The 19,646-nt window shown below is 70.4% G+C and carries 19 protein-coding genes; 5 read left to right on the top strand and 14 right to left on the bottom strand.

The annotated features are described in order from the left end of the window. Window positions 1–108 precede the first annotated feature (108 nt). The 8 genes from Q2K21_RS09670 to Q2K21_RS09635 form a co-directional block, all read right to left on the bottom strand. A complete protein-coding gene (locus Q2K21_RS09670) occupies window positions 109–852 on the bottom strand; it encodes a DUF3159 domain-containing protein (protein ID WP_310768915.1) in 744 nt (247 codons plus the stop codon). Between the two features lie 3 nt (window positions 853–855). Then, window positions 856–1,254 (bottom strand): OB-fold nucleic acid binding domain-containing protein, encoded by a 399-nt coding sequence (locus tag Q2K21_RS09665; RefSeq protein WP_310768912.1) that lies wholly within the window; start codon window positions 1,252–1,254, stop codon window positions 856–858. A gap of 262 nt (window positions 1,255–1,516) precedes the next feature. Then, window positions 1,517–2,200, bottom strand: coding sequence for a response regulator (locus tag Q2K21_RS09660; RefSeq protein ID WP_310768908.1), 684 nt, complete (start codon window positions 2,198–2,200; stop codon window positions 1,517–1,519). Next, entirely contained in the window at window positions 2,197–4,740 is a 2,544-nt protein-coding gene (locus Q2K21_RS09655; protein ID WP_310768905.1) for a sensor histidine kinase KdpD, read from the bottom strand. The genes Q2K21_RS09660 and Q2K21_RS09655 overlap by 4 nt, the downstream gene beginning before the upstream one ends. A gap of 199 nt (window positions 4,741–4,939) precedes the next feature. After that, on the bottom strand, window positions 4,940–6,160 hold the full coding sequence (locus Q2K21_RS09650) for an alginate lyase family protein (protein WP_310768902.1): 1,221 nt from the start codon (window positions 6,158–6,160) through the stop codon (window positions 4,940–4,942). A gap of 190 nt (window positions 6,161–6,350) precedes the next feature. Then, on the bottom strand, window positions 6,351–7,115 hold the full coding sequence (locus Q2K21_RS09645; protein WP_310768899.1) for a DUF3710 domain-containing protein: 765 nt from the start codon (window positions 7,113–7,115) through the stop codon (window positions 6,351–6,353). A 1-nt stretch (window position 7,116) separates the two neighbouring features. Next, window positions 7,117–7,632 (bottom strand): dUTP diphosphatase, encoded by a 516-nt coding sequence (gene dut, locus Q2K21_RS09640; protein WP_310768897.1) that lies wholly within the window; start codon window positions 7,630–7,632, stop codon window positions 7,117–7,119. Then, complete coding sequence (locus Q2K21_RS09635; protein ID WP_310768894.1) at window positions 7,629–8,213, bottom strand: PaaI family thioesterase; 585 nt, start codon at window positions 8,211–8,213, stop codon at window positions 7,629–7,631. The genes dut and Q2K21_RS09635 overlap by 4 nt, the downstream gene beginning before the upstream one ends. A gap of 58 nt (window positions 8,214–8,271) precedes the next feature. Between Q2K21_RS09635 and Q2K21_RS09630 the strand changes: the two genes are divergently transcribed. After that, the gene (locus Q2K21_RS09630; RefSeq protein WP_310768892.1) at window positions 8,272–8,733 is read left to right on the top strand and encodes a DUF3093 domain-containing protein; all 462 of its coding nucleotides are present in this window, start codon (window positions 8,272–8,274) and stop codon (window positions 8,731–8,733) included. A gap of 5 nt (window positions 8,734–8,738) precedes the next feature. Here the strand turns inward: Q2K21_RS09630 and Q2K21_RS09625 are convergent, their stop codons facing one another. The 4 genes from Q2K21_RS09625 to Q2K21_RS09610 all read right to left on the bottom strand — a co-directional run bounded on the left by Q2K21_RS09625 (window position 8,739) and on the right by Q2K21_RS09610 (window position 12,233). Continuing rightward, window positions 8,739–9,638, bottom strand: coding sequence for a hypothetical protein (locus tag Q2K21_RS09625; protein WP_310768890.1), 900 nt, complete (start codon window positions 9,636–9,638; stop codon window positions 8,739–8,741). A gap of 13 nt (window positions 9,639–9,651) precedes the next feature. Beyond that, entirely contained in the window at window positions 9,652–9,948 is a 297-nt protein-coding gene (locus Q2K21_RS09620) for a DUF4193 domain-containing protein (protein WP_005481602.1), read from the bottom strand. A gap of 393 nt (window positions 9,949–10,341) precedes the next feature. Then, window positions 10,342–11,574: a sensor histidine kinase gene (locus Q2K21_RS09615; RefSeq protein ID WP_310780779.1), complete on the bottom strand. Its 1,233-nt coding sequence runs from the start codon at window positions 11,572–11,574 to the stop codon at window positions 10,342–10,344. Window positions 11,575–11,579: 5 nt separating this feature from the next. Continuing rightward, window positions 11,580–12,233, bottom strand: a complete 654-nt coding sequence (locus tag Q2K21_RS09610) for a response regulator transcription factor (RefSeq protein WP_010353034.1) — start codon at window positions 12,231–12,233, stop codon at window positions 11,580–11,582. A 418-nt stretch (window positions 12,234–12,651) separates the two neighbouring features. On the opposite strand from Q2K21_RS09610, the gene Q2K21_RS09605 reads away from it, so the two are divergent. After that, window positions 12,652–12,825: a hypothetical protein gene (locus Q2K21_RS09605; RefSeq protein ID WP_310768812.1), complete on the top strand. Its 174-nt coding sequence runs from the start codon at window positions 12,652–12,654 to the stop codon at window positions 12,823–12,825. Between the two features lie 357 nt (window positions 12,826–13,182). Here the strand turns inward: Q2K21_RS09605 and Q2K21_RS09600 are convergent, their stop codons facing one another. Further along, window positions 13,183–14,004 (bottom strand): inositol monophosphatase family protein, encoded by an 822-nt coding sequence (locus tag Q2K21_RS09600; protein ID WP_310768809.1) that lies wholly within the window; start codon window positions 14,002–14,004, stop codon window positions 13,183–13,185. A gap of 8 nt (window positions 14,005–14,012) precedes the next feature. Next, window positions 14,013–15,140: a ferrochelatase gene (locus Q2K21_RS09595; RefSeq protein ID WP_310768806.1), complete on the bottom strand. Its 1,128-nt coding sequence runs from the start codon at window positions 15,138–15,140 to the stop codon at window positions 14,013–14,015. A 280-nt stretch (window positions 15,141–15,420) separates the two neighbouring features. On the opposite strand from Q2K21_RS09595, the gene Q2K21_RS09590 reads away from it, so the two are divergent. From Q2K21_RS09590 to sepH, 3 genes are all read left to right on the top strand, one after another. Next, window positions 15,421–16,659, top strand: coding sequence for an MFS transporter (locus Q2K21_RS09590; protein ID WP_310768804.1), 1,239 nt, complete (start codon window positions 15,421–15,423; stop codon window positions 16,657–16,659). Further along, window positions 16,619–17,938, top strand: a complete 1,320-nt coding sequence (locus tag Q2K21_RS09585) for a D-arabinono-1,4-lactone oxidase (RefSeq protein WP_310768801.1) — start codon at window positions 16,619–16,621, stop codon at window positions 17,936–17,938. The genes Q2K21_RS09590 and Q2K21_RS09585 overlap by 41 nt, the downstream gene beginning before the upstream one ends. A gap of 569 nt (window positions 17,939–18,507) precedes the next feature. Continuing rightward, window positions 18,508–19,545 (top strand): septation protein SepH, encoded by a 1,038-nt coding sequence (sepH, locus tag Q2K21_RS09580; RefSeq protein ID WP_310768798.1) that lies wholly within the window; start codon window positions 18,508–18,510, stop codon window positions 19,543–19,545. The last annotated feature ends 101 nt before the right edge of the window (window positions 19,546–19,646 follow it).

Raw genomic sequence — 19,646 nt, 5'->3', positions numbered from 1 at the left:
GGCGACTGCCGGGCGCCCCATCTACGTCCTGGGGCACAGCCCCCGGAAGGCCTTTTCCTGGGGCGCAGCCCCCCGGACGGCAACACCAACACCGGGCCACCGCCGGGACTAGGACTCCCGACGATGCCGCCCCGCCGTCTCCCGCTCAGCGGCGGCCTCCCGCTCCTTGGCAGCAGCCTCCTCCGCCTCCATCTCCGCGAAAACGTCAATGGGCGCGGGTGCCTTCGCCAGGAACACCCAGGTGAGCCACACGGCCAGCAGGAACGGCGGGATCTTCAACGCGACCAGGACCCAGCCCAGTTGGGCGGTGTTGGCCCACCAGTACAGCGGGAAGAGGATCGCGCACTTGGCGAGCAGGATCAGGCCCCAGGCCCAACTGGCCTTCGCGTACGCCTTCTTGCGGCCCGGGTTGCGTGTGCGCCAGGAGAGGTTCTCCTTGAACACCGGCCCGAGCATCAGGCCCATCAGGGGAACTCCGGCGAGCGTAGTGATGATGTACGCGAGCGCCATGCCCAGGGTGTAGAGCATGCCCGGCAAATAGAAGTCCTTGGCGTTGCCGGTCATCATCGCGAAGACCACACCGAAGGCGACACCGAACACACCGCTGAAGGCGTGCTTGACGGTGTCCTTCCTGACGAGCCGGACCACGACCAGCAGCAGGGACACCGCGAGCGCGGCGATCGCCGACAGATGCAGGTCCTTGTTGATCGTGAAGATGGTGACGAAGAAGAGGCCGGGCACCACGGTCTCGACCATGCCCCGAACCCCGCCGAACGCATCGAAGAGCGCGGCCTCGGTCACCGCCCGTGAATCCTGCTGGGCGTCTTCGGTCGGCTTCTCGAATGACGTCACCGGCTACTCCCGTCCCAGGGGTCTGAGTTCGTACTTCGGATTGAACAGCACTCTGCGTCCCCGGCTCATCGCGATCCGGCCCGAAGCGATCAGCTTGCGCCCCGGCTCAATGCCGACGATGGAGCGCCTGCCGAGCCACACCACGTCCAGGGCGGCCGAACCGTCGAACAGCTCGGCCTCCAAGGCCGGGACCCCGGCCCGCGGGCGCAGCGTGACCGTGCGCAAGGTACCAGTAACCGTCACGATCTGGCGGTCGTGACAGTCGCCGATGCGCGTACAGCCCGCGGTCTCGGCGTCCTCGCGCAGCTCCTCCGACTCCAGGTCCTCCTGTGACGAGGAAAGCCGGTCGAGCATGCGCCGGAAACGGCCCACCGGCTTTTCGGAACGAGGAACAGCGCTCATACCGAAAAGCGTACCGGGGTGCGCCGACACCGACGTACCCGCGGCACCGCGCCCGGGCGCCCTGCCCGGCCCCGGGCGACCCCCGTCTCACTTCTCGAACCGATACCCCATCCCCGGCTCCGTGATGCTGCATCCCCCCGGGGGACAACCCCCGGACCCCCGGCCGACCCGACCCTCACTTCTCGAACCGATACCCCATCCCCGGCTCCGTGATGCTGCATCCCCCGGGGGACAACCCCCGGACCCCCGGCCGACCCGACCCTCACTTCTCGAACCGATACCCCATCCCCGGCTCCGTGATGAAGTGCTGGGGATGCGACGGATCCGCCTCCAGCTTCCGCCGTAGCTGGGCCATGTACACCCGCAGATAGTTGCTCTCCGTCCCGTACGACGGACCCCACACCTCCTGCAACAGCTGCTTCTGGCCGACCAGGCGGCCCGTGTTGCGCACGAGGACCTCCAGCAGGTGCCACTCCGTGGGGGTGAGGCGCACGTCTTTCCCGGCCCGGTTGACCTTCTTCGCGGCCAGGTCGACGGTGAACCCCTCGGTCTCCACGATCACGTCGTCCTCGCCGCCCCCGGTGGGTTCCGCCCGGCGCACGGCGGCGCGGAGGCGGGCCAGCAGTTCGTCCATGCCGAAGGGCTTGGTGACGTAGTCGTCGGCGCCCGCGTCCAGCGCCTCGACCTTCTCGTCCGAGGAGTGGCGGGCGGACAGCACCAGGATCGGCACCCGGGTCCAGCCGCGGAGCCCCTTGATCACGTCAACACCGTCCATGTCGGGCAGCCCGAGGTCCAGCACGACGACGTCGGGGTGGCGGGCGGCGGCGAGCTGGAGCGCGGTCGCACCGTCGGCAGCCGCGTCGACCTCGTACTTGCGTGCCTTCAGGTTGATCACGAGGGCGCGCACGATCTGCGGCTCGTCGTCGACCACGAGCACCCGGGTCATGTGGTTTGCCTTTCTGGTTCGGCGAGTCGTGCGGGGGCGTGAAGGCTCTCCACGGCCCGCAGGGTGAGGACCATCGTGAGCCCGCCGCCGGGGGTGTCCTCGGCGTTCAGGGTGCCGCTCATCGCCTCGGCGAAGCCGCGGGCGACCGCGAGACCGAGCCCGACGCCGGCGCCGCGCGGGGCGTCCCCGTAGCGCTGGAACGGCTCGAAGATGCGCTCCTTGGCGTCGTCGGGTACGCCCGGCCCGCGGTCGACGATGCGGACCTCCACCCGGTCGGCGAGGGCGCTCGCGGAGACCAGTACGGGCGCGCCCAGGGGGCTGTACTTGACCGCGTTCTCGACGAGGTTGGCGACGGCCCGCTCCAGGAGCCCGGCATCCACGGCGACCATCGGCAGGGTCTCCGGAACATCCAGCTCCACGCTGTCCTCCGGCACACCGCCGAGCGCCATCGGGACCACCTCGTCGAGGTCGATCTCCCGGATCAGCGGGGTCACCGTGCCGGTCTGGAGGCGCGACATGTCCAGCAGGTTGCCCACCAGGTGGTCGAGCCGGTCGGCGCCCTCCTCGATCGCCTCCAGCAGCTCCGCCCGGTCCTCCTCCGACCACGCCACATCGTCCGACCGCAGACTGGAGACCGCGGCCTTGATCGCCGCCAGCGGGGTACGCAGGTCATGACTGACGGCGGCCAGCAGTGCGGTACGGATGCGGTTGCCCTCGGCCAGCGCGCGAGCCTGCTCGGCCTCCTGCTGGAGGCGCCTGCGGTCCAGGACCACGGCGGCCTGCGCCGCGAACGCGGCCAGCACCCGGCGGTCGGCGGCCGGCAGGACCCGACCCGACAGGGCCAGTGCCATGTGGTCGCCGGCCGGCACGTCCACGTCCGCGTCCTCCGGCCGCTCGACCGGCGTACCGGGGCCCACGCTGCCCGCACAGGTCCAGGGGTCGACTTCGCTCGTCCGCTCCAGCAGCGCCGCCGACTCCATGCCGAAGGTCTCGCGCACTCGTTCGAGGAGTGCTTCCAGGCTGGTCTCGCCGCGCAGCACACTGCCCGCCAGGAAGGAGAGGATCTCCGACTCGGCACGCAGCCTGGCCGCCTGGTGGGTGCGCCGGGCGGCCAGATCCACCACCGACGCCACCGACACCGCGACCCCGACGAAGATCGCGATAGCGACGATGTTCCTGGGGTCGGCGATCGTCAGCCGGTGCAGCGGCGGCGTGTAGTAGTAGTTCAGCAGCAGCGAGCCGAAGGCCGCCGAGGCGAGTGCCGGGAGCATTCCGCCGAGCAGGGCGGCGGCCACGGTCAGCGACAGGAACAACAGCATGTCGTTGGCGAGGCCGAGGTTGACCGTGTTCAGCAGCAGCGCGAGGACGACCGGCCCGACCACGCCGACCAGCCAGCCCGCGATGATCCGCTCCCGGCCGAGGCGTGCGCCCCGGGCCACCGGAAGTCCGCGCCCCTTGCCGACCTCGTCGTGCGTGATGAGGTGGACGTCGAGGTCGGGGCCCGACTCGCGGGCGACCGTGGCGCCCACGCCGGGCCCGAAGACGTACTGCCAGGACTTGCGCCGGGAGACACCGAGCACGATCTGGGTGGCGTTGACTCCGCGCGCGAAGTCCAGGAGCGCGGCAGGGACGTCGTCGCCCACCACGTGGTGGAAGGTGCCGCCCAGGTCCTCGACCAAGGTGCGCTGGACGGCCAGCTCCTTGGGCGAGGCCGAGGTCAGCCCGTCACTGCGGGCGATGTACACGGCCATGACCTCGCCGCCGGCGCCCTTCTCCGCCAGCCGCGCGGCCCGCCGGATCAGGGTGCGTCCCTCGGGACCGCCCGTCAGCCCGACCACGATCCGCTCCCGCGAGCCCCAGATCGTCGAGACCCGGTGCTCGCTGCGGTACTCGTTCAGGTACTCGTCGACCCGGTCGGCCACCCACAGGAGGGCCAGCTCCCGCAGCGCGGTCAGATTCCCGGGACGGAAGTAGTTCGACAGGGCCGCGTCGACCTTGTCCGGCTTGTAGATGTTGCCGTGCGCCATGCGCCTGCGCAGCGCCTGCGGCGACATGTCGACCAGCTCGATCTGGTCCGCGCGGCGCACCACCTCGTCGGGGACGGTCTCCCGCTGCCGTACGCCCGTTATCGACTCGACGACGTCGCCGAGGGACTCCAGGTGCTGGATGTTGACGGTCGAGACGACGTCGATCCCGGCGGCCAGCAGCTCCTCGACGTCCTGCCAGCGCTTGGCGTTGCGGGACCCGGGCACATTGGTATGGGCGAGTTCGTCCACCAGGGCGACGGCGGGAGCACGGCGCAGGACCGCGTCCACGTCCATCTCCGTGAAGACGCTTCCGCGGTACTCCAGCTCCCTGCGCGCGATCTGCTCCAGACCGTGCAGCATCACGTCCGTGCGCGGCCGGCCGTGGTGCTCCACGAACGCCACCACGCAGTCCGTGCCCCGCTCGATACGGCGGTGCGCCTCGGACAGCATGGCGTAGGTCTTGCCGACACCCGGTGCCGCACCGAGGTAGATCCGAAGCTTGCCGCGTCCCATGTCCCTATTGTCTTCTTGTCTTCCTGTCACAGCTGCGCACGCTGCGTCGACCTTAAGGCCAATCATCACGGCGAACGCGTCGGGAAGCACAAGGCCGTGCGTCTTTGACGGAACCCTGATACGCCAGGGCGGGCGCAACACCCGGACAGCGCGGCCGCCGCGCCCGGGGGCGAGAGGCGCGACGGCCGCCGTGCGGGGATCAGCCGGGATTGTCCCCGTGCGTGAGGGTCTCCCAGGCCACGAAGAGGTTGTTGCTGCCGGCCGGACGGTTCTGCTCGGTCAGCGCCTGGGTGTTGGTCATCGCGATCCCCAGACGGTTGTGCAGGGCGTTGAAGCCGACCTCGGTGACCGGACCGAGGCCGAGAGTGAGGGAGCCGCCGCACAGCCAGCTCGGCACGGCCGCGCCCAGCTGGTACTTGGACTGGAAGCCGAGCGCCTGCCGCAGCCGCTCGCCCACGTCGGTGCCGTACAGGTCCTGCCCCTGGATCCGGCTGGTCTCGGCGATGTGCGAGATGGCGGAGATGCCGTATCCCGTGTGTGTGAAGTCCCGGCAGGTCTCCTGGGTGAGCCCGGTGACGAAGGTGGACTGCCCCTGCCAGTACTTGACGATCTTGTCCCTGGTGTCGAGGTTCTGGCTGGGCACGGTCTTGGGCAGGTCGCCGTCGGAGGCGAGGTACACATATGCGGCGGCGCGCGTACGGAACCTCGCCATCGCCTTGTCGTACGACGTCCTGTCCTCGAGGAAGACGGAGATGCCGATCGCCGCCTCCATCATCGACAGCTCCCAGTTGCCGTTGGAGTTCGAGCCGCCTATCACCTCGGGGAGGTAGACGTCGCGGAGCATGGTCGCGAAGCGACCGGAGTTCGCCCAGGTACCGGTGTACGTGTACTTGATGATCTCCGCGGCCCTGGGCCAGGAGGAGCCCGCCCAGCCGGTCTGCAGAGGCGCGTTGCTGTTCGTGTGCTCCTTGATGACGGCCGACCAGGCGTCCATCAGCTCGATGGACTTCCTGGCGTATCGCTCGTCGCGGGTGATGTACCAGACGAGCGCGTCGGTGTACGCGGCGATCGCGTCCTCGCGCTCGTCGGTGCAGCCGTAGTTCGGGTTCGAGTACGAGCCGCACTCGACGGTGGCGCGAGGCTTCGGGGTGCGGTTCAGGTCGGCGTACTTGCTCGCCGTCATCTGGTCGAAGGCGCCCTTCCAGGGCTGGGCGCCGGCGTTGACCTCGCTGCGGGCGAAGTCCAACTGGGCCCTGGAGACGGTGACTCCGGGGTGGGCGAAGGTGGCGGGGGCCGCGTCCGCGCGGTGGGTGGCGGGCCAGGTGAGCAGGGCGCCGCCGAGCGCGGCGATCGTGGCCGCGACGGCGGCGAGGAGAGCGGGGCGTAATCCGCGGCGGTGGGCCGCAGGGGCGTGTGGCATGTGGGGGTCCGTTCTCGTATGTGAACGACACATGGGTTGCTGAACGCGCGCGCTGGTCGGGGACCATAGGTCCAGACCAGACTTCCGTCAAGGCCTGAAGGAAGACCCGGCGCTCAACCGCCGTTCACGGACGAGAACTTGGGCATGCGAAAGGGCCGCACCCCGGGGATGCGGCCCTTCTTGAGTCTGCCTACCGGACCTCGGTGATCTCGGGTCCGCGCTGCAACTGCCCCATGCCGCCGGAGAAGCGGGAGGTGCCCTCCTCCTGCTGCACACCCTCGGGCACCATCTGCGCGTCGTTCGGCAGCTTCAGGACGATCGGATCGCGGGGCGCCATCGGGCCCTCGCCACGGACCACGACCGTGTCCCGGAAGATCTGCTCGAGCAGGCCCGCGGCCTGCGGCTGCACGGCGCCCTGGCCGGAGATCACGCCCCGCAGGAACCAGCGGGGACCGTCCACCCCGACGAACCGCACGACCTGGAAACCGCCCGTGCCGTCCGGCAGCTGCACAGGCACCTGCGCGCGCAGCTCCCAGCCCAGCGGACCCTCGACCTCGTCGACGATGCCGCCCTGCTGGGTGATGCCACCGGCGATCTCCTCGCGGACCTCGCCCCAGATGCCCTCGCGCTTGGGCGCGGCGAAGGCCTGCAGCTGGACGGCGCTGTCGCGCAGCACCACGGTCGCCGCCACGATGGCGTCGCCCGCGACCTCGACCCGCAGCTCCATGCCCTCGACCCCGGGCACGAACAGACCGCCCAGGTCCACGCGGCCCTCGCCGGGCTCACGGACCTCGGAGCTGTCCCAGGGGCCGTCGGGCCGCGGCTCCGGCTCGAGCCTCACGCGCTCGCGCTCGGCCTCTTCCTCGTCCGCCTCAGTGTCGACACCGTCGACGACCTGCTCGGCCTCGCCGGCCGCATCCTCGGCGGCACCCTTCTTCTTGCGACGTCCGAACACGTCACTGTCCTTCCCGGTCGGATACGACCGAAGCGTATCGATTCCCACCCGTTTCGCCGCGCACTGCGGCATGACCGCCCGTGGACCCGAAGCCCCCCTCGGCCCGTGCCGAGTCGGGAAGCTCCGCGACCTCCTGGAAGCGGACCCTCTCGACCTGCTGGACGACCAGTTGGGCAATCCGGTCGAAGCGCTCGAACCGCACGGTCTCGCGCGGGTCGAGATTCACCACGATCACCTTGATCTCCCCACGGTACCCGGCATCAACCGTCCCTGGGGCATTGACGAGGGCGACACCGCAGCGGGCGGCGAGACCGGAACGCGGATGCACGAAGGCCGCGTACCCCTCGGGCAGCGCGACAGACACGCCCGTGGGCAGAACGGCCCGCTCCCCGGGCTTGAGCTCGCAGCTCTGGGTGGTGCGCAGATCGGCTCCCGCGTCGCCGGGGTGCGCGTACGCCGGAAGCGGTACGTCGGGGTCGACGCGCCGGATCAGCACGTTCACGGGATTGCGGCTCACGGGTTCACCTCGAAGGCTCGTGCGCGCCGGACCTGGTCCGGGTCGTTCATGGCCACCTGGATCTCCTGCGGGCGGCCGTTGTCGATGAAGTGGTCGACCTTCACCTCGATGAAGAGGGCCTCCGCACGGACGGCGACAGGGCCGTCGGGGCCGCCGATCCGCCCGGTCGCCCGAGAGTAGATCTTCCGCCCGGCCACCGCCGTCACCTCGGCCTCCAGGTACAACACGGTACCGACGGGCACCGGCCGCGCGAAGTCGGTCTCCAGCCGTCCGGTGACCGCGATGGTGCGCAGCAGCCAGTTCAGCGAGCCGAGGGTCTCGTCGAGGGCGGTCGCGAGGACCCCGCCGTGGGCGAGGCCGGGCGCCCCCTGGTGGGCGGGCTGGACCGTGAACTCGGCGGTGATGGACACGCCCTCACCGGCCCGCGCCTGAAGGTGCAGCCCGTGGGGCTGTTCTCCCCCGCACCCGAAGCACTGCTCGTAGTGCGCGCCGAGCAGCTCGCCCGGGGCGGGAGCGTCGGGGTGCCGTACCGGCGCCACGGCGTCGGCAGGGGGCGTCAGGGCTGGGGAAGTACCACTCACAGCCGCAGACCTTACCCGCGAGTGAACGTGTTCCGGACACCGTGCCAAGCTTGGTTCCATGCTGCTTTCCGCGTCGCCGTACGAAGAACGCCTCACCGCGCCCCGCTCCTGGTGGCTGATGTGCCTGTTGACCGGCGTCGCCATGGCCCTGGTACTGCTCCCCTTCGGCACGCTCCCGCTGCTCGGCGGGCTGGTCGGCGGCACCGCGGCCTCGGCGGTCGTGGCCAGTTCCTACGGCTCCCTCCGCATCCGTGTGGTGGGCGGCTCACTGATCGCGGGCGAGGCGAAGATCCCGGTGTCGGCGCTCGGTGACGCGGTGGTCCTGGACCAGGAGGAGGCCCGCGCCTGGCGCACCCACAAGGCGGACACGCGCGCCTTCATGCTCCTGCGCGCGTACATCCCGAGGGCCCTGAAGGTCGAGGTCACGGACCCGGCGGACCCGACGCCCTACCTGTACCTGTCCACGCGGGAGCCGGAGAAGCTGGCAGCGGCGATCAAGGCGGCACGGGCAGAGGCGTAGGGCCGTCAGCCGTCGAGTTCCGCAGGACGGGCAGGCTTCTCCAGGGGCGGCAGCTCTGGCAGTGCCTCCCAGGGCACCTGGATTCTGCGCAGATCGTTCCGGACGCGAGTCGCGAGCCGTCTGGTGTCACGGCGGTTCATGACCGCTCCCACGGCGGCCCCCACCATGAACGGCATCAGGTTGGGCAGATCCCGCACGATCCGCTTCATGATCTGCTGCCGCAGTTCGCGCTTCATCTGCCCGCCGAGGGCCGCGTCGATCGTCGACGGTCTGGTCACGTCGATCCCGCGCTCCCCGGACCAGGACTTCAGATACGCGGTGCTGCGCTGGGCCAGGTTCCCGGGCGGCCGGACCCCGTAGACCTCGTGCAGTTCGGCGATGAGCTTCAGCTCGATCGTCGCGACCCCGGTGATCTCCGTGGCCAGTTCGGTCGGCATGGCCGGCGGCACGGGCAGCATCGCCGCGGCCCCGATCCCGGCCCCGACCGTGGCCGTCGCGCTCGCCGCGCCCGTGACGAGCCTGTCCGCGAGTTCCTCGGGCCCGAGGCCGGGGAACTGTCTGCGGAGGGTCGCGAGGTCGCGTACGGGGATCCTCGGGGCTGTCTCGATGATCCGGTCGGTGAGGTACGCCAGTCCCGCCTTGGCCCGGCTGCCGCCCTTACGGACGCCTTCCCGGATGCCGTCCCGAACGGCGGCCGCACGGCTTCGTGCGGCGGGTACCGGGGCATCGGCCGGCCCCGCGGGCCCCTCCGGGGCCGTGGGGGCGTATGCCGGTTCGAGCGAGGCTGTTCCACTGCTGGAAGAGCCTCGCTCGTCGTCACGCACGCCGCTAGAGCCGTCGTACGGCTCATGGTCCACTTCCCTGCGCGGGAAGCGGCGCTTCCGAGGAGGGGTCGAGCCAGTCACGGCCGACCCGGCCTCAGTCGCAGTCGCGGCAGATCGGCTGACCGTTCTTCTCGCGGGCCAGCTGGCTGCGGTGGTGCACCAGGAAGCAGCTCATGCAGGTGAACTCATCCTGCTGCTTGGGCAGCACGCGGACGGCCAACTCCTCGTTCGAGAGGTCGGCGCCCGGCAGCTCCAGGCCCTCCGCGGCCTCGAACTCGTCGACGTCGACGGCCGAGGTCGACTTGTCGTTCCTCCGGGCCTTCAGCTCTTCAAGGCTGTCGGAATCGACGTCGTCGTCGGTCTTGCGTGGGGTGTCGTAATCCGTTGCCATTTCGCTCTCCCCCTCTGGGTGTCTGCGGGTGTCTCCAGCGCACGTAACGCGTGAGAGGCCGGACTTGTGCCCGCCTCGAGGCGGAGATTTTGCCTCACATCAAGGTCTGTTACTCAATCGACACCCAACCGGACCCCTCAAGAGTGATCGGCTTGGATGGCGAACCGGACCGTACACGGTCCTCGTAACACATTTCAAAGGCATCTCACCGTGTACTTCCCGTGATCGACCCCCCGGAAAACCAGGATTTTCCCGGCTTTGGAGAGGTTGCTTGACAACGGAGAGTAGATGGCCGGAAAGACGCCCCTGTGATCGATCACACACGGTCCGCCGGGGACCGAGCCTCGAAAATTCCGCGCACAGCGAACATCGTGCCGGGTGTGGCACACCGTCTCACGTCGGAAGAGTGACGCGCATCACGAGCCCACCCCCCTCACGGGGCTGGGCGGTGATGTGGCCGCCGTGGGCGCGTGCCACCGACCTCGCGATGGACAGGCCGAGGCCGACACCCTTGTCGCTGCCCGTGCGCTCCGTACGCAGCCGCGTGAAGGGCTCGAAGAGGTTGTCGATCTCGTACGCGGGAACCACCGGGCCGGTGTTCGAGACCACCAGGACCGCCTGGCCGTGCTGGGCCTCGGTGGTCACCTCGACCCAGCCCCGCTCCGGGATGTTGTAGCGCACCGCGTTCTGGACGAGGTTCAGCGCGATCCGCTCCAGCAGGACGCCGTTGCCCTGGACGACCACGGGGGCGCGCTCGCCGCGGATCTCGACACCCTTGGCCTCTGCCTCGGCGTGCACCTGGTCGACGGCCTGCGAGGCGACTTCCGCGAGGTCGACCGGCTTGCGCTCGACGATCTGGTTGTCGCTGCGGGCGAGCAGCAGCAGGCCCTCCACGAGCTGCTCGCTGCGCTCGTTGGTGGCCAGCAGCGTCTTGCCCAGCTGCTGGAGCTCGACGGGGGCCCCGGGGTCGGACAGGTGCACCTCCAGGAGCGTGCGGTTGATCGCGAGCGGGGTGCGCAGCTCGTGCGATGCGTTGCCGACGAACCGCTGCTGGGCCGTGAAGGCCCGTTGCAGCCGCTCCAGCATGTCGTCGAAGGTGTCGGCCAGCTCCTTGATCTCGTCGTCCGGCCCGTCCAGTTCGATACGGCGGGACAGGTCCGAGCCCGCCACCGCGCGCGCGGTGCGGAGAATCCGGCCGAGCGGCGACAGCACACGGCCGGCCATCGCGTACCCGAAGGCGAAGGCGATCACGGCGAGGCCGAGCAGGGCCAGCAGGGAGCGGCTGAGGAGGTTGTCCAGGGCGTGCTGGCGCTGCTCGTTCACGCAGGCGTTCATGGCGTTGTTGAGCTCGGTCGCCGTCGGCGCGGACGGGAAGTTGCAGGTGTCGCTGGCGACCTGACCCGAGATGATCTTGAACGGTAGTTCACTGCCCACATTGAGCGCGTGCGCTGCGAACAGGTAGATGATCGACAGCAGCAGGATGCCGGCGATCAGGAACATGCCGCCGTAGAGCAGCGTGAGCCTTATGCGGATGGTCGGGCGCAGCCACGGGAACGGAGGTTCGGGCCTTCGGGGGTCCCAGGTGGGCTTGGGCGGCGTGGTGGGCGGTGCAGGGGTCGCGGCCACGGTCATCAGATCCGGTATCCGGAGCCCGGCACGGTGACGATGACCGGGGGCTCGCCGAGCTTGCGGCGCAGGGTCATCACGGTCACGCGTACGACGTTGGTGAAGGGGTCCGTGTTCTCGTCCCAGGCCTTCTCCAGGAGCTGCTCGGCCGAGACGACGGCGCCCTCGCTGCGCATGAGGACCTCCAGGACGGCGAACTCCTTGGGCGCCAGCTGGACCTCCCTGCCGTCGCGGAAGACCTCGCGGCGGTTGGGGTCGAGCTTGATTCCGGCGCGCTCCAGGACGGGCGGCAGCGGCACGCTCGTACGCCGGCCGAGGGCACGCACGCGCGCGATGAGCTCGCTGAACGCGAACGGCTTCGGGAGGTAGTCGTCGGCGCCGATCTCCAGGCCCTCCACGCGGTCGCTCACGTCGCCCGACGCGGTGAGCATCAGCACGCGGGTGGGCATGCCGAGCTCGACGATCTTGCGGCAGACGTCGTCGCCGTGCACGAGCGGGAGGTCGCGGTCGAGGACGACCACGTCGTAGTCGTTGACGCCGATGCGCTCCAGGGCGGCCGCACCGTCGTACACGACGTCGACGGCCATGGCCTCCCGGCGCAGTCCGGTGGCCACCGCATCGGCGAGCAGTTGCTCGTCCTCGACGACGAGTACGCGCACGTCGCTTGTCCTTCCTCTGTCCACCCGTGCAGCCCGAGTCCGGGCAGCCCACGGGCAGGTCTGTCATGGATGAGACCTCCATCCTGCCCTTTTCGGCCGTAAACCGGCTGTAAGACAAGTGGGCCCGCTCCGGGAGACCGGTCCGCCGGACCCGGGAATGCAAATTTTTCTCGTGAGGTTGAGGTTTCCGCGGAAGGGAGTGGGGGGAGGACGGCTTTACACCCCGCGATCACGCTCTGCATGTGGCACACCACCACGTGGTCGGCTGCTCACCGCTTCCCGTAGAGCGGGCGTGGGTGTCCGGCACCGTCGCCGCCCAGCCAGGGCTGCGCTGGGCACCCAATGGAGACGTGATCGCCCCTTCCCGAAGGCACACCCCCGTGCCACCGACCCACGACCCAGGACGAGGGGGCGCAGCATGGACGCATTCACCGCAGGACTTCTGCAGCGCATACGGGCGACCGAGTCCGACCTGACACGGGCCCGTGAGACCGGCGACGACTTCCTCGTGGACGTCGAACAGTCGGAGCTCGACGACCTGCACCGCCTTGCCGCCGAGCACGGTGTGGAAGTCGGCGCGATCCGCGTCTGATCAGCTCGCACGCACAGCGGGGCCCCGGCAGATCCAGGCCGGGGCCCCGCTTCGCGTCCGCCGACGGCCCTACGAGCACGACGGGGCCGCCGCCGGACGCCGCACAACCGCGGCCAGGCCGAGCGGCGCGCCCGATGGGCGGTACGGAGCCCCACACACGGCGACCCACCCACCGACCAGCGGGGACGCAAAGCCGGGCCCCGTGGGGGCGACCCCCGAGGACGGGAGGCCCCGCACGATGGCCGTCCGGGACAAGGCGCGCGTTCCGGAGCCTCCGCCGTGCCTGGTCCCCGTGCGGTCACCGGAGGTACCCGGGGGCTCAGTCCCGCCCGGGCGCCGTCGGTGGCGTCGGCTCGGTCAGTCGTGCCATGCCCCCAGCTCCTCCAGCCGGGCCTGGAGCTGCTCGAAGAGGCCCGGTGGGGCCGCGATCGTCAGGGCCGGGGAGAGCGGCTCTCCGGGGCGGCCGCCGGTCAGGGCACCCGCCTCGCGGGCTATCAGGTCGCCCGCCGCGTAGTCCCAGGGATTCAGTCCCCGCTCGTAGTACGCGTCCAGGCGGCCCGCCGCCACGTCGCACAGGTCGATCGCGGCGGAACCGCCGCGCCGGATGTCCCGCACCTCGGGGATCAGCCGCCGGGCGACCTCGGCCTGCTGGACCTTGCGCTCGGTCCGATAGCCGAAGCCGGTCCCCACGAGGGCGAGGCCCAGCTCGGACGCGGGACGCACGCGCGCGGGACGGTCGTTCACGAACGCGCCCTCCCCCAGGACGGCCCGGAAGGTCTCCCCGCGCACGGGCGCGTGGACCACCCCGACGAGCGTCTCCCCGTCCTTGCGGGCCGCGATGGAGATCGCCCAACTGGGCAGTCCATACAGGTAGTTGACAGTGCCGTCGATCGGGTCGATCACCCACTCGACACCGCTGCTGCCCTCGACGCTGGCCCCCTCCTCGCCGAGCAGGCCGTCATCCGGCCGACGGTCGGAGAGAAGCCCGGTGATCAGCTTCTCGGCGGCGATGTCCATCTCGGTGACGATGTCGATGGCGCTGGACTTGGTGGCGGCCACCCCCAGGTCGTCGGGGCGTCCGTCGCGCAGGAAGACGCCCGCGCGGGTGGCGGCCTCCAGCGCGATCTCCAGGAGTTCGGTCTTCAGCCGGTCGGACGACGGCTGGGGCTGCTCGGTCACGGTGCTCCTCACGCGTACGGGCTGTCGGCGCCCGCGGCGGCGGGCTTGGGGGCGCGGCCGGGGCAGCAGGCCGCCGGACAGACGTTGTGGCTCGGGCCCAGCGCGCCTAGGGCGCACGGACTCACCTGCTGCCCTCGCTCGGTCGCGGCGCGCTCGACGACCAGGTCACGGATCGCGGCGGCGAATCGCGGGTCGGCACCCACGGTGGCCGAACGGCGCACCGGCAACCCCAGCTCCTCGGCCTTCGCCCTGGCCTCCGTGTCGAGGTCGTACAGCACCTCCATGTGGTCCGAGACGAACCCGATGGGGGCCATGACGACCGCTGGAACCCCGGCGCCGTGCAGCTCCTCCAGGTGGTCGCAGATGTCCGGCTCCAGCCACGGGATGTGCGGGGCGCCCGAGCGCGACTGGTAGACGAGTTGCCAGGGGTGGTCCACGCCGGTGCGCTCGCGCACCGCGTCGGCGATCAGCTCCGCGACGTCCAGATGCTGCTTCACGTACGCCCCGCCGTCCCCGTGGTCCTCGGCCGGTCCTGAGGTGTCCGCCGCCGAGTTCGGGATGGAGTGCGTGGTGAAGGCGATGTGCGCGCCGGCCCGGACATCCTCGGGGAGGTCGGCGAGGGATCTCAGGACACCCTCGATCATCGGCTCGACGAAGCCCGGGTGGTTGAAGTAGTGCCGCAGCTTGTCGATCCGCGGGAGTTCAAGGCCCTCGGCCTCCAGGGCGGCCAGGGCTCCGGCGAGGTCCTCGCGGTACTGGCGGCAGCCCGAGTACGAGGCGTACGCGCTGGTGGCGAGGACCAGGATGCGGCGGTGGCCGTCGGTGACCATCTCGCGCAGGGTGTCGGTCACATAGGGCGCCCAGTTGCGGTTGCCCCAGTAGACGGGCAGGCCGAGGCCGTGGTCGGCGAAGTCCTTCCGGAGGGCGTCGAGGAGGGCGCGGTTCTGGCCGTTGATGGGGCTGACCCCACCGAAGAGGAAGTAGTGCTGCCCCACCTCCTTCAGGCGCTCCTTGGGGATGCCCCGGCCCCGCGTCACGTTCTCCAGGAACGGAACCACGTCGTCCGGGCCCTCCGGGCCTCCGAACGAGAGGAGCAGCAGGGCGTCGTACGGGCTGGCGTCTAGTGCGTCGGGCATGTCTACGATCCTGCCACCCGCCACCGACAACGCTCCCGCCGCCCGCCACTGACCACCGGCCACTGACCACCGGCCTGTGGCCACGGGCCGGGCCACCGGCCACCGGCCACCGGCCAAGCTCCCCCGCCCACCACAGCCCCATCCCCCGCCGTCCCGGCGGCGGTTCACCAAAGACGGTCCGAACACTGGTGCGGGCGCCACGCCCCGCATACGTTAGGGTTGCCTAACTCGTAAGGCATATAACCGCACTTCACGCCTTACCGGACCCATCGGAGACCCCGTGGCCAGCCCCTACCGCGCCCTGTTCGCCGCCCCCGGTTCCAAGGGCTTCTCCGCCGCCGGCTTCCTCGGCCGGATGCCGCTGTCGATGATGGGCATCGGTGTGGTGACGATGATCTCCCAGCTCACAGGGCGCTACGGGCTCGCGGGCGCCCTCTCGGCCACCATCGCGCTGTCCGCCGCCGCGGTCGGCCCGCAGATCTCCCGCCTGGTGGACCGGTACGGGCAGCGGCGGGTACTGCGCCCGGCGACGCTCTTCGCGTTGACCGCGGCCGCGGGCCTGCTCCTGGCCGCGCACCTCGCCTGGCCGGAGTGGGTGCTGTTCGCCTGCGCCGCGGGCATCGGCGCGGTACCGAGCCTCGGCGCGATGATCAGGGCCCGCTGGGCGGCCCTGTACCGGGACACCCCGCAACTGCACACCGCCTACTCCTTCGAGTCGGTGGTGGACGAGATCTGCTTCATCTTCGGGCCGATCATCTCCATCGGCCTGTCCACGAGCTGGTTCCCGGAGGCCGGCCCCCTCCTCGCCGCCTGCTTCCTCGCGGCCGGAGTCTTCTGGCTGACCGCCCAGCGCGCCACGGAGCCCGAGCCGCACCCTCGCGAGCGGGACACCGGCGGCACCGCCCTGCGCTCGCCCGGACTACAGGTCCTGGTGGCCACCTTCGTGGCGACCGGAGCGATCTTCGGCGCGGTCGACGTGGTGACCGTCGCCTTCGCCGGCGAGCAGGGCCACAAGGCGGCCGCGAGCCTCGTCCTGGCGCTGTACGCGGCGGGCTCCTGCGCCGCCGGCCTCGTCTTCGGGCTGCTGCGCTTCAAGGGAGCACCGGAACGCAGGTGGCTCCTGGGCGTATGTGCCATGGCCGTGAGTATGATCCCCCTCCTACTGGTCGGAAACTTGCTGTTTCTGGCCGTGGCACTGTTCGTTGCGGGCCTGTCCATCGCACCCACGATGATCACGACAATGGCCCTCATAGAGCAGCACGTACCACGTGCACATCTGACCGAAGGCATGACTTGGGTGTCCACCGGGCTCGCGGTCGGGGTCGCGATCGGGTCCTCCGTGGCCGGCTGGGTGATCGATGCCGCCGGCGCTGAGGCCGGGTACGGGGTTCCGGCGCTGTCCGGGGCCGTCGCGGTCGCGGTGGGTTTCCTCGGGTATCGCCGGCTGAGCAGGCCGGCTCCGCAGCGGGGAGGGTCCCATGAGCACCACAGTGAGCGGGAAGAGCGGCACGTGGCATAACTGGGCGGGGAACGTCACCGCCCGGCCCGTACGGGAGGTCACCCCCGCCTCGGTCGAGGAACTCTCCGCCGCCGTGCGGAAGGCCGCCGAGGACGGCCTCAGGGTGAAGGCGGTCGGCACCGGGCACTCCTTCACGGCCGCCGCCGCGACCGACGGTGTGTTGATCCGCCCTCAACTGTTGACCGGCATACGCAAGATTGATCGTGAGGCCGGCACCGTCACCGTCGAGGCGGGCACTCCGCTCAAGAGACTCAACGTCGCGCTCGCGCGCGAAGGGCTCTCGCTCACGAACATGGGCGACATCATGGAGCAGACGGTCTCCGGCGCCACCAGCACCGGAACGCACGGCACCGGCCGCGACTCGGGCTCGATCGCCGCCCAGATCAGGGGCCTCGAACTGGTGACGGCGGACGGCTCGGTGCTCACCTGTTCCGAGAAGGAGAACCCGGACGTCTTCGCGGCCGCCCGCATCGGCGTCGGGGCCCTGGGCATCATCACCGCCATCACCTTCGCTGTGGAGCCGATCTTTCTGCTCACGGCCCGCGAGGAACCGATGCCCTTCGAGAAGGTGCTCGCCGAGTTCGACGAACACTGGGCGGAGAACGAGCACTTCGAGTTCTACTGGTTCCCGCACACCGGGAGCACCAACACGAAGCGCAACAACCGCAGTGTGGGTCCTGAGAAGCCGATCGGGCAGCTGAGCGGCTGGTTCGAGGACGAGTTCCTCTCCAACGGCGTCTTCGAGGTGGCCAACTGGGTGGGCCGCGTGGCGCCCGCCACCGTCCCGACGATCGCCCGGATCTCCAGCCGCGCGCTGTCGGCCCGTACGTACACCGACATCCCCTACAAGGTCTTCACGTCCCCGCGCCGCGTGCGGTTCGTGGAGATGGAGTACGCCGTCCCGCGCGAGGCTCTCACGGAGACCCTGCGCGAACTCAAGGCCATGGTCGACCGCTCGAACCTGCGCGTCAGCTTCCCTGTCGAGGTCCGCACCGCCCCGGCCGACGACATCGCGCTCTCCACGGCGTCCGGCAGGGACAGCGCCTACATCGCCATACACATGTTCCGCGGTACGCCGTATCAGGCATATTTCACCGCCGCCGAGCGGATCTTCACCGCGCACGAGGGCCGCCCGCACTGGGGCAAGGTGCACACGCGCGACGCGGAGTACTTCGCCGGGGTCTATCCGCGCTTCGGGGAGTTCACTGCCCTGAGGGACCGTCTCGACCCGGACCGGCGCTTCGGGAACGACTACTTGCGCCGGGTGCTGGGCTCGTAGCCGGCCCGGTCGGCGCGGGCGCCGGGGTGGACGAGCCCAGCAAGTGCGGGCGTCCGGACCGGCCCAGGCAGGGGCGTCCGTCCAACGCCACGGCACTGCCCGCCACTTGAGGGTGACCACAGGACGCGATCGTCCGACCGCACCGCAAGGAGGGCACAAGGTTGAACGATTGCTTCCATTTCTGACGGTTAGGTGGAGTACGCCACCTTTCATGGTCACGAAAACGACGCATCGGGCGACCAACTCACACCCCTTGCCAGAAGTTGGGCGGCGTGCCGATCCACGTAGGTGGCCCGAATGGAGTACTGTTGCGAGCCCTGGGTCCGGTCTCCCGCCAGGGCGTCCGGAGCCTTGCTGGACCGCTGGGAGGGGGCTAGTTGCACAGGGTGACGGAGTTGGTCACTTAGCGTTGCGAATAGGTAACCGTGCCATAACGGCGATCCAGGGCCCGTGCCCGACACGCCGGGCAACTCGGCAAGGTTGTGGCAGGCTGCACCCGGGCAGGCCACACTCGACTAGCGGAAGCAGCGACGCACGTGACGTCGGCAGGCACCACCCGGGAGGTCCCCATGCCCGAACTGCGTGTCGTGGCCGTCTCCAATGACGGCACACGGCTGGTGCTGAAGGCTGCGGACAGCACGGAGTACACGCTTCCGATCGACGAACGGCTCCGCGCCGCCGTGCGCGGCGACCGTCCCCGCCTCGGCCAGATCGAGATCGAGGTGGAGAGCCATCTCCGCCCCCGTGACATCCAGGCGCGGATACGTGCCGGCGCGTCCGCCGAGGAGGTCGCACAGCTCGCCGGGATCCCCGTCGACCGCGTGCGCCGCTTCGAGGGCCCCGTGCTGGCCGAGCGCGCCTTCATGGCCGAGCGCGCCCGCAAGACGCCCGTCCGCAGACCCGGCGAGAACACCGGTCCGCAGCTCGGCGAGGCCGTCCAGGAGCGGTTGCTGCTGCGTGGCGCCGAGAAGGACACCGTCCAGTGGGACTCCTGGCGCCGCGACGACGGCACCTGGGAGGTACTGCTCGTCTACCGGGTGGCCGGTGAGCCGCACTCGGCGAGCTGGACCTACGACCCGCCCCGGCGGCTCGTCCAGGCGGTCGACGACGAGGCGCGCTCGCTGATCGGCGAGTCCGACGACCTCGCGGCGCCCGAGCCGAGCTATCCCTTTGTGCCGCGGATCGCACGTCTGCCGCGCGAGGGCCGGATGGACCGCGCCCTGGAGCGCCAGACGGAACGTCCCGTACTGCCCGCGCAGTCGTCCGAGCCCGCGGAGGAGAGCACCGCCGAGCGTGACTCGCTCACCAGCCTCCTGGAGGCGGTGCCCAGCTTCCGCGGCGACATGGTGGTGCCCGAGCGGCCCACGGAACCGCAGGAGGAGCCCGCCCAGGAGCCCGAGGCGGAGGAACCCCCCGCGCCCGCGGCGTCGGCCGGTTCCGCTTACGCGGACGTCCTGATGCCGCGCACGGTCGCCAGCCACCGCGACCGTCTGATCGGGGCGACGGACCGCCAGGCCGAGGCGGACGGTGTCCGCCCGGGCCGCAGGGCGGCGGTCCCGAGCTGGGACGAGATCGTGTTCGGGACGCGACGCAAGAAGCAGGAGTAGGACGCAAGAAGCAGCAGTAGTCGGACGTACAGGGAGGGGGTCCACGCCGCGGCGGCGTGGACCCCCTCCTGCTCCTGCTCCTGCTCCTGCCCGTTCAGGGC

Source organism: Streptomyces sp. CGMCC 4.7035, assembly GCF_031583065.1.
Lineage (GTDB): Bacteria > Actinomycetota > Actinomycetes > Streptomycetales > Streptomycetaceae > Streptomyces > Streptomyces yaanensis.
Note: the sequence above shows the minus strand (reverse complement) of the source record. Positions and strands in the feature narration are given on the sequence as shown.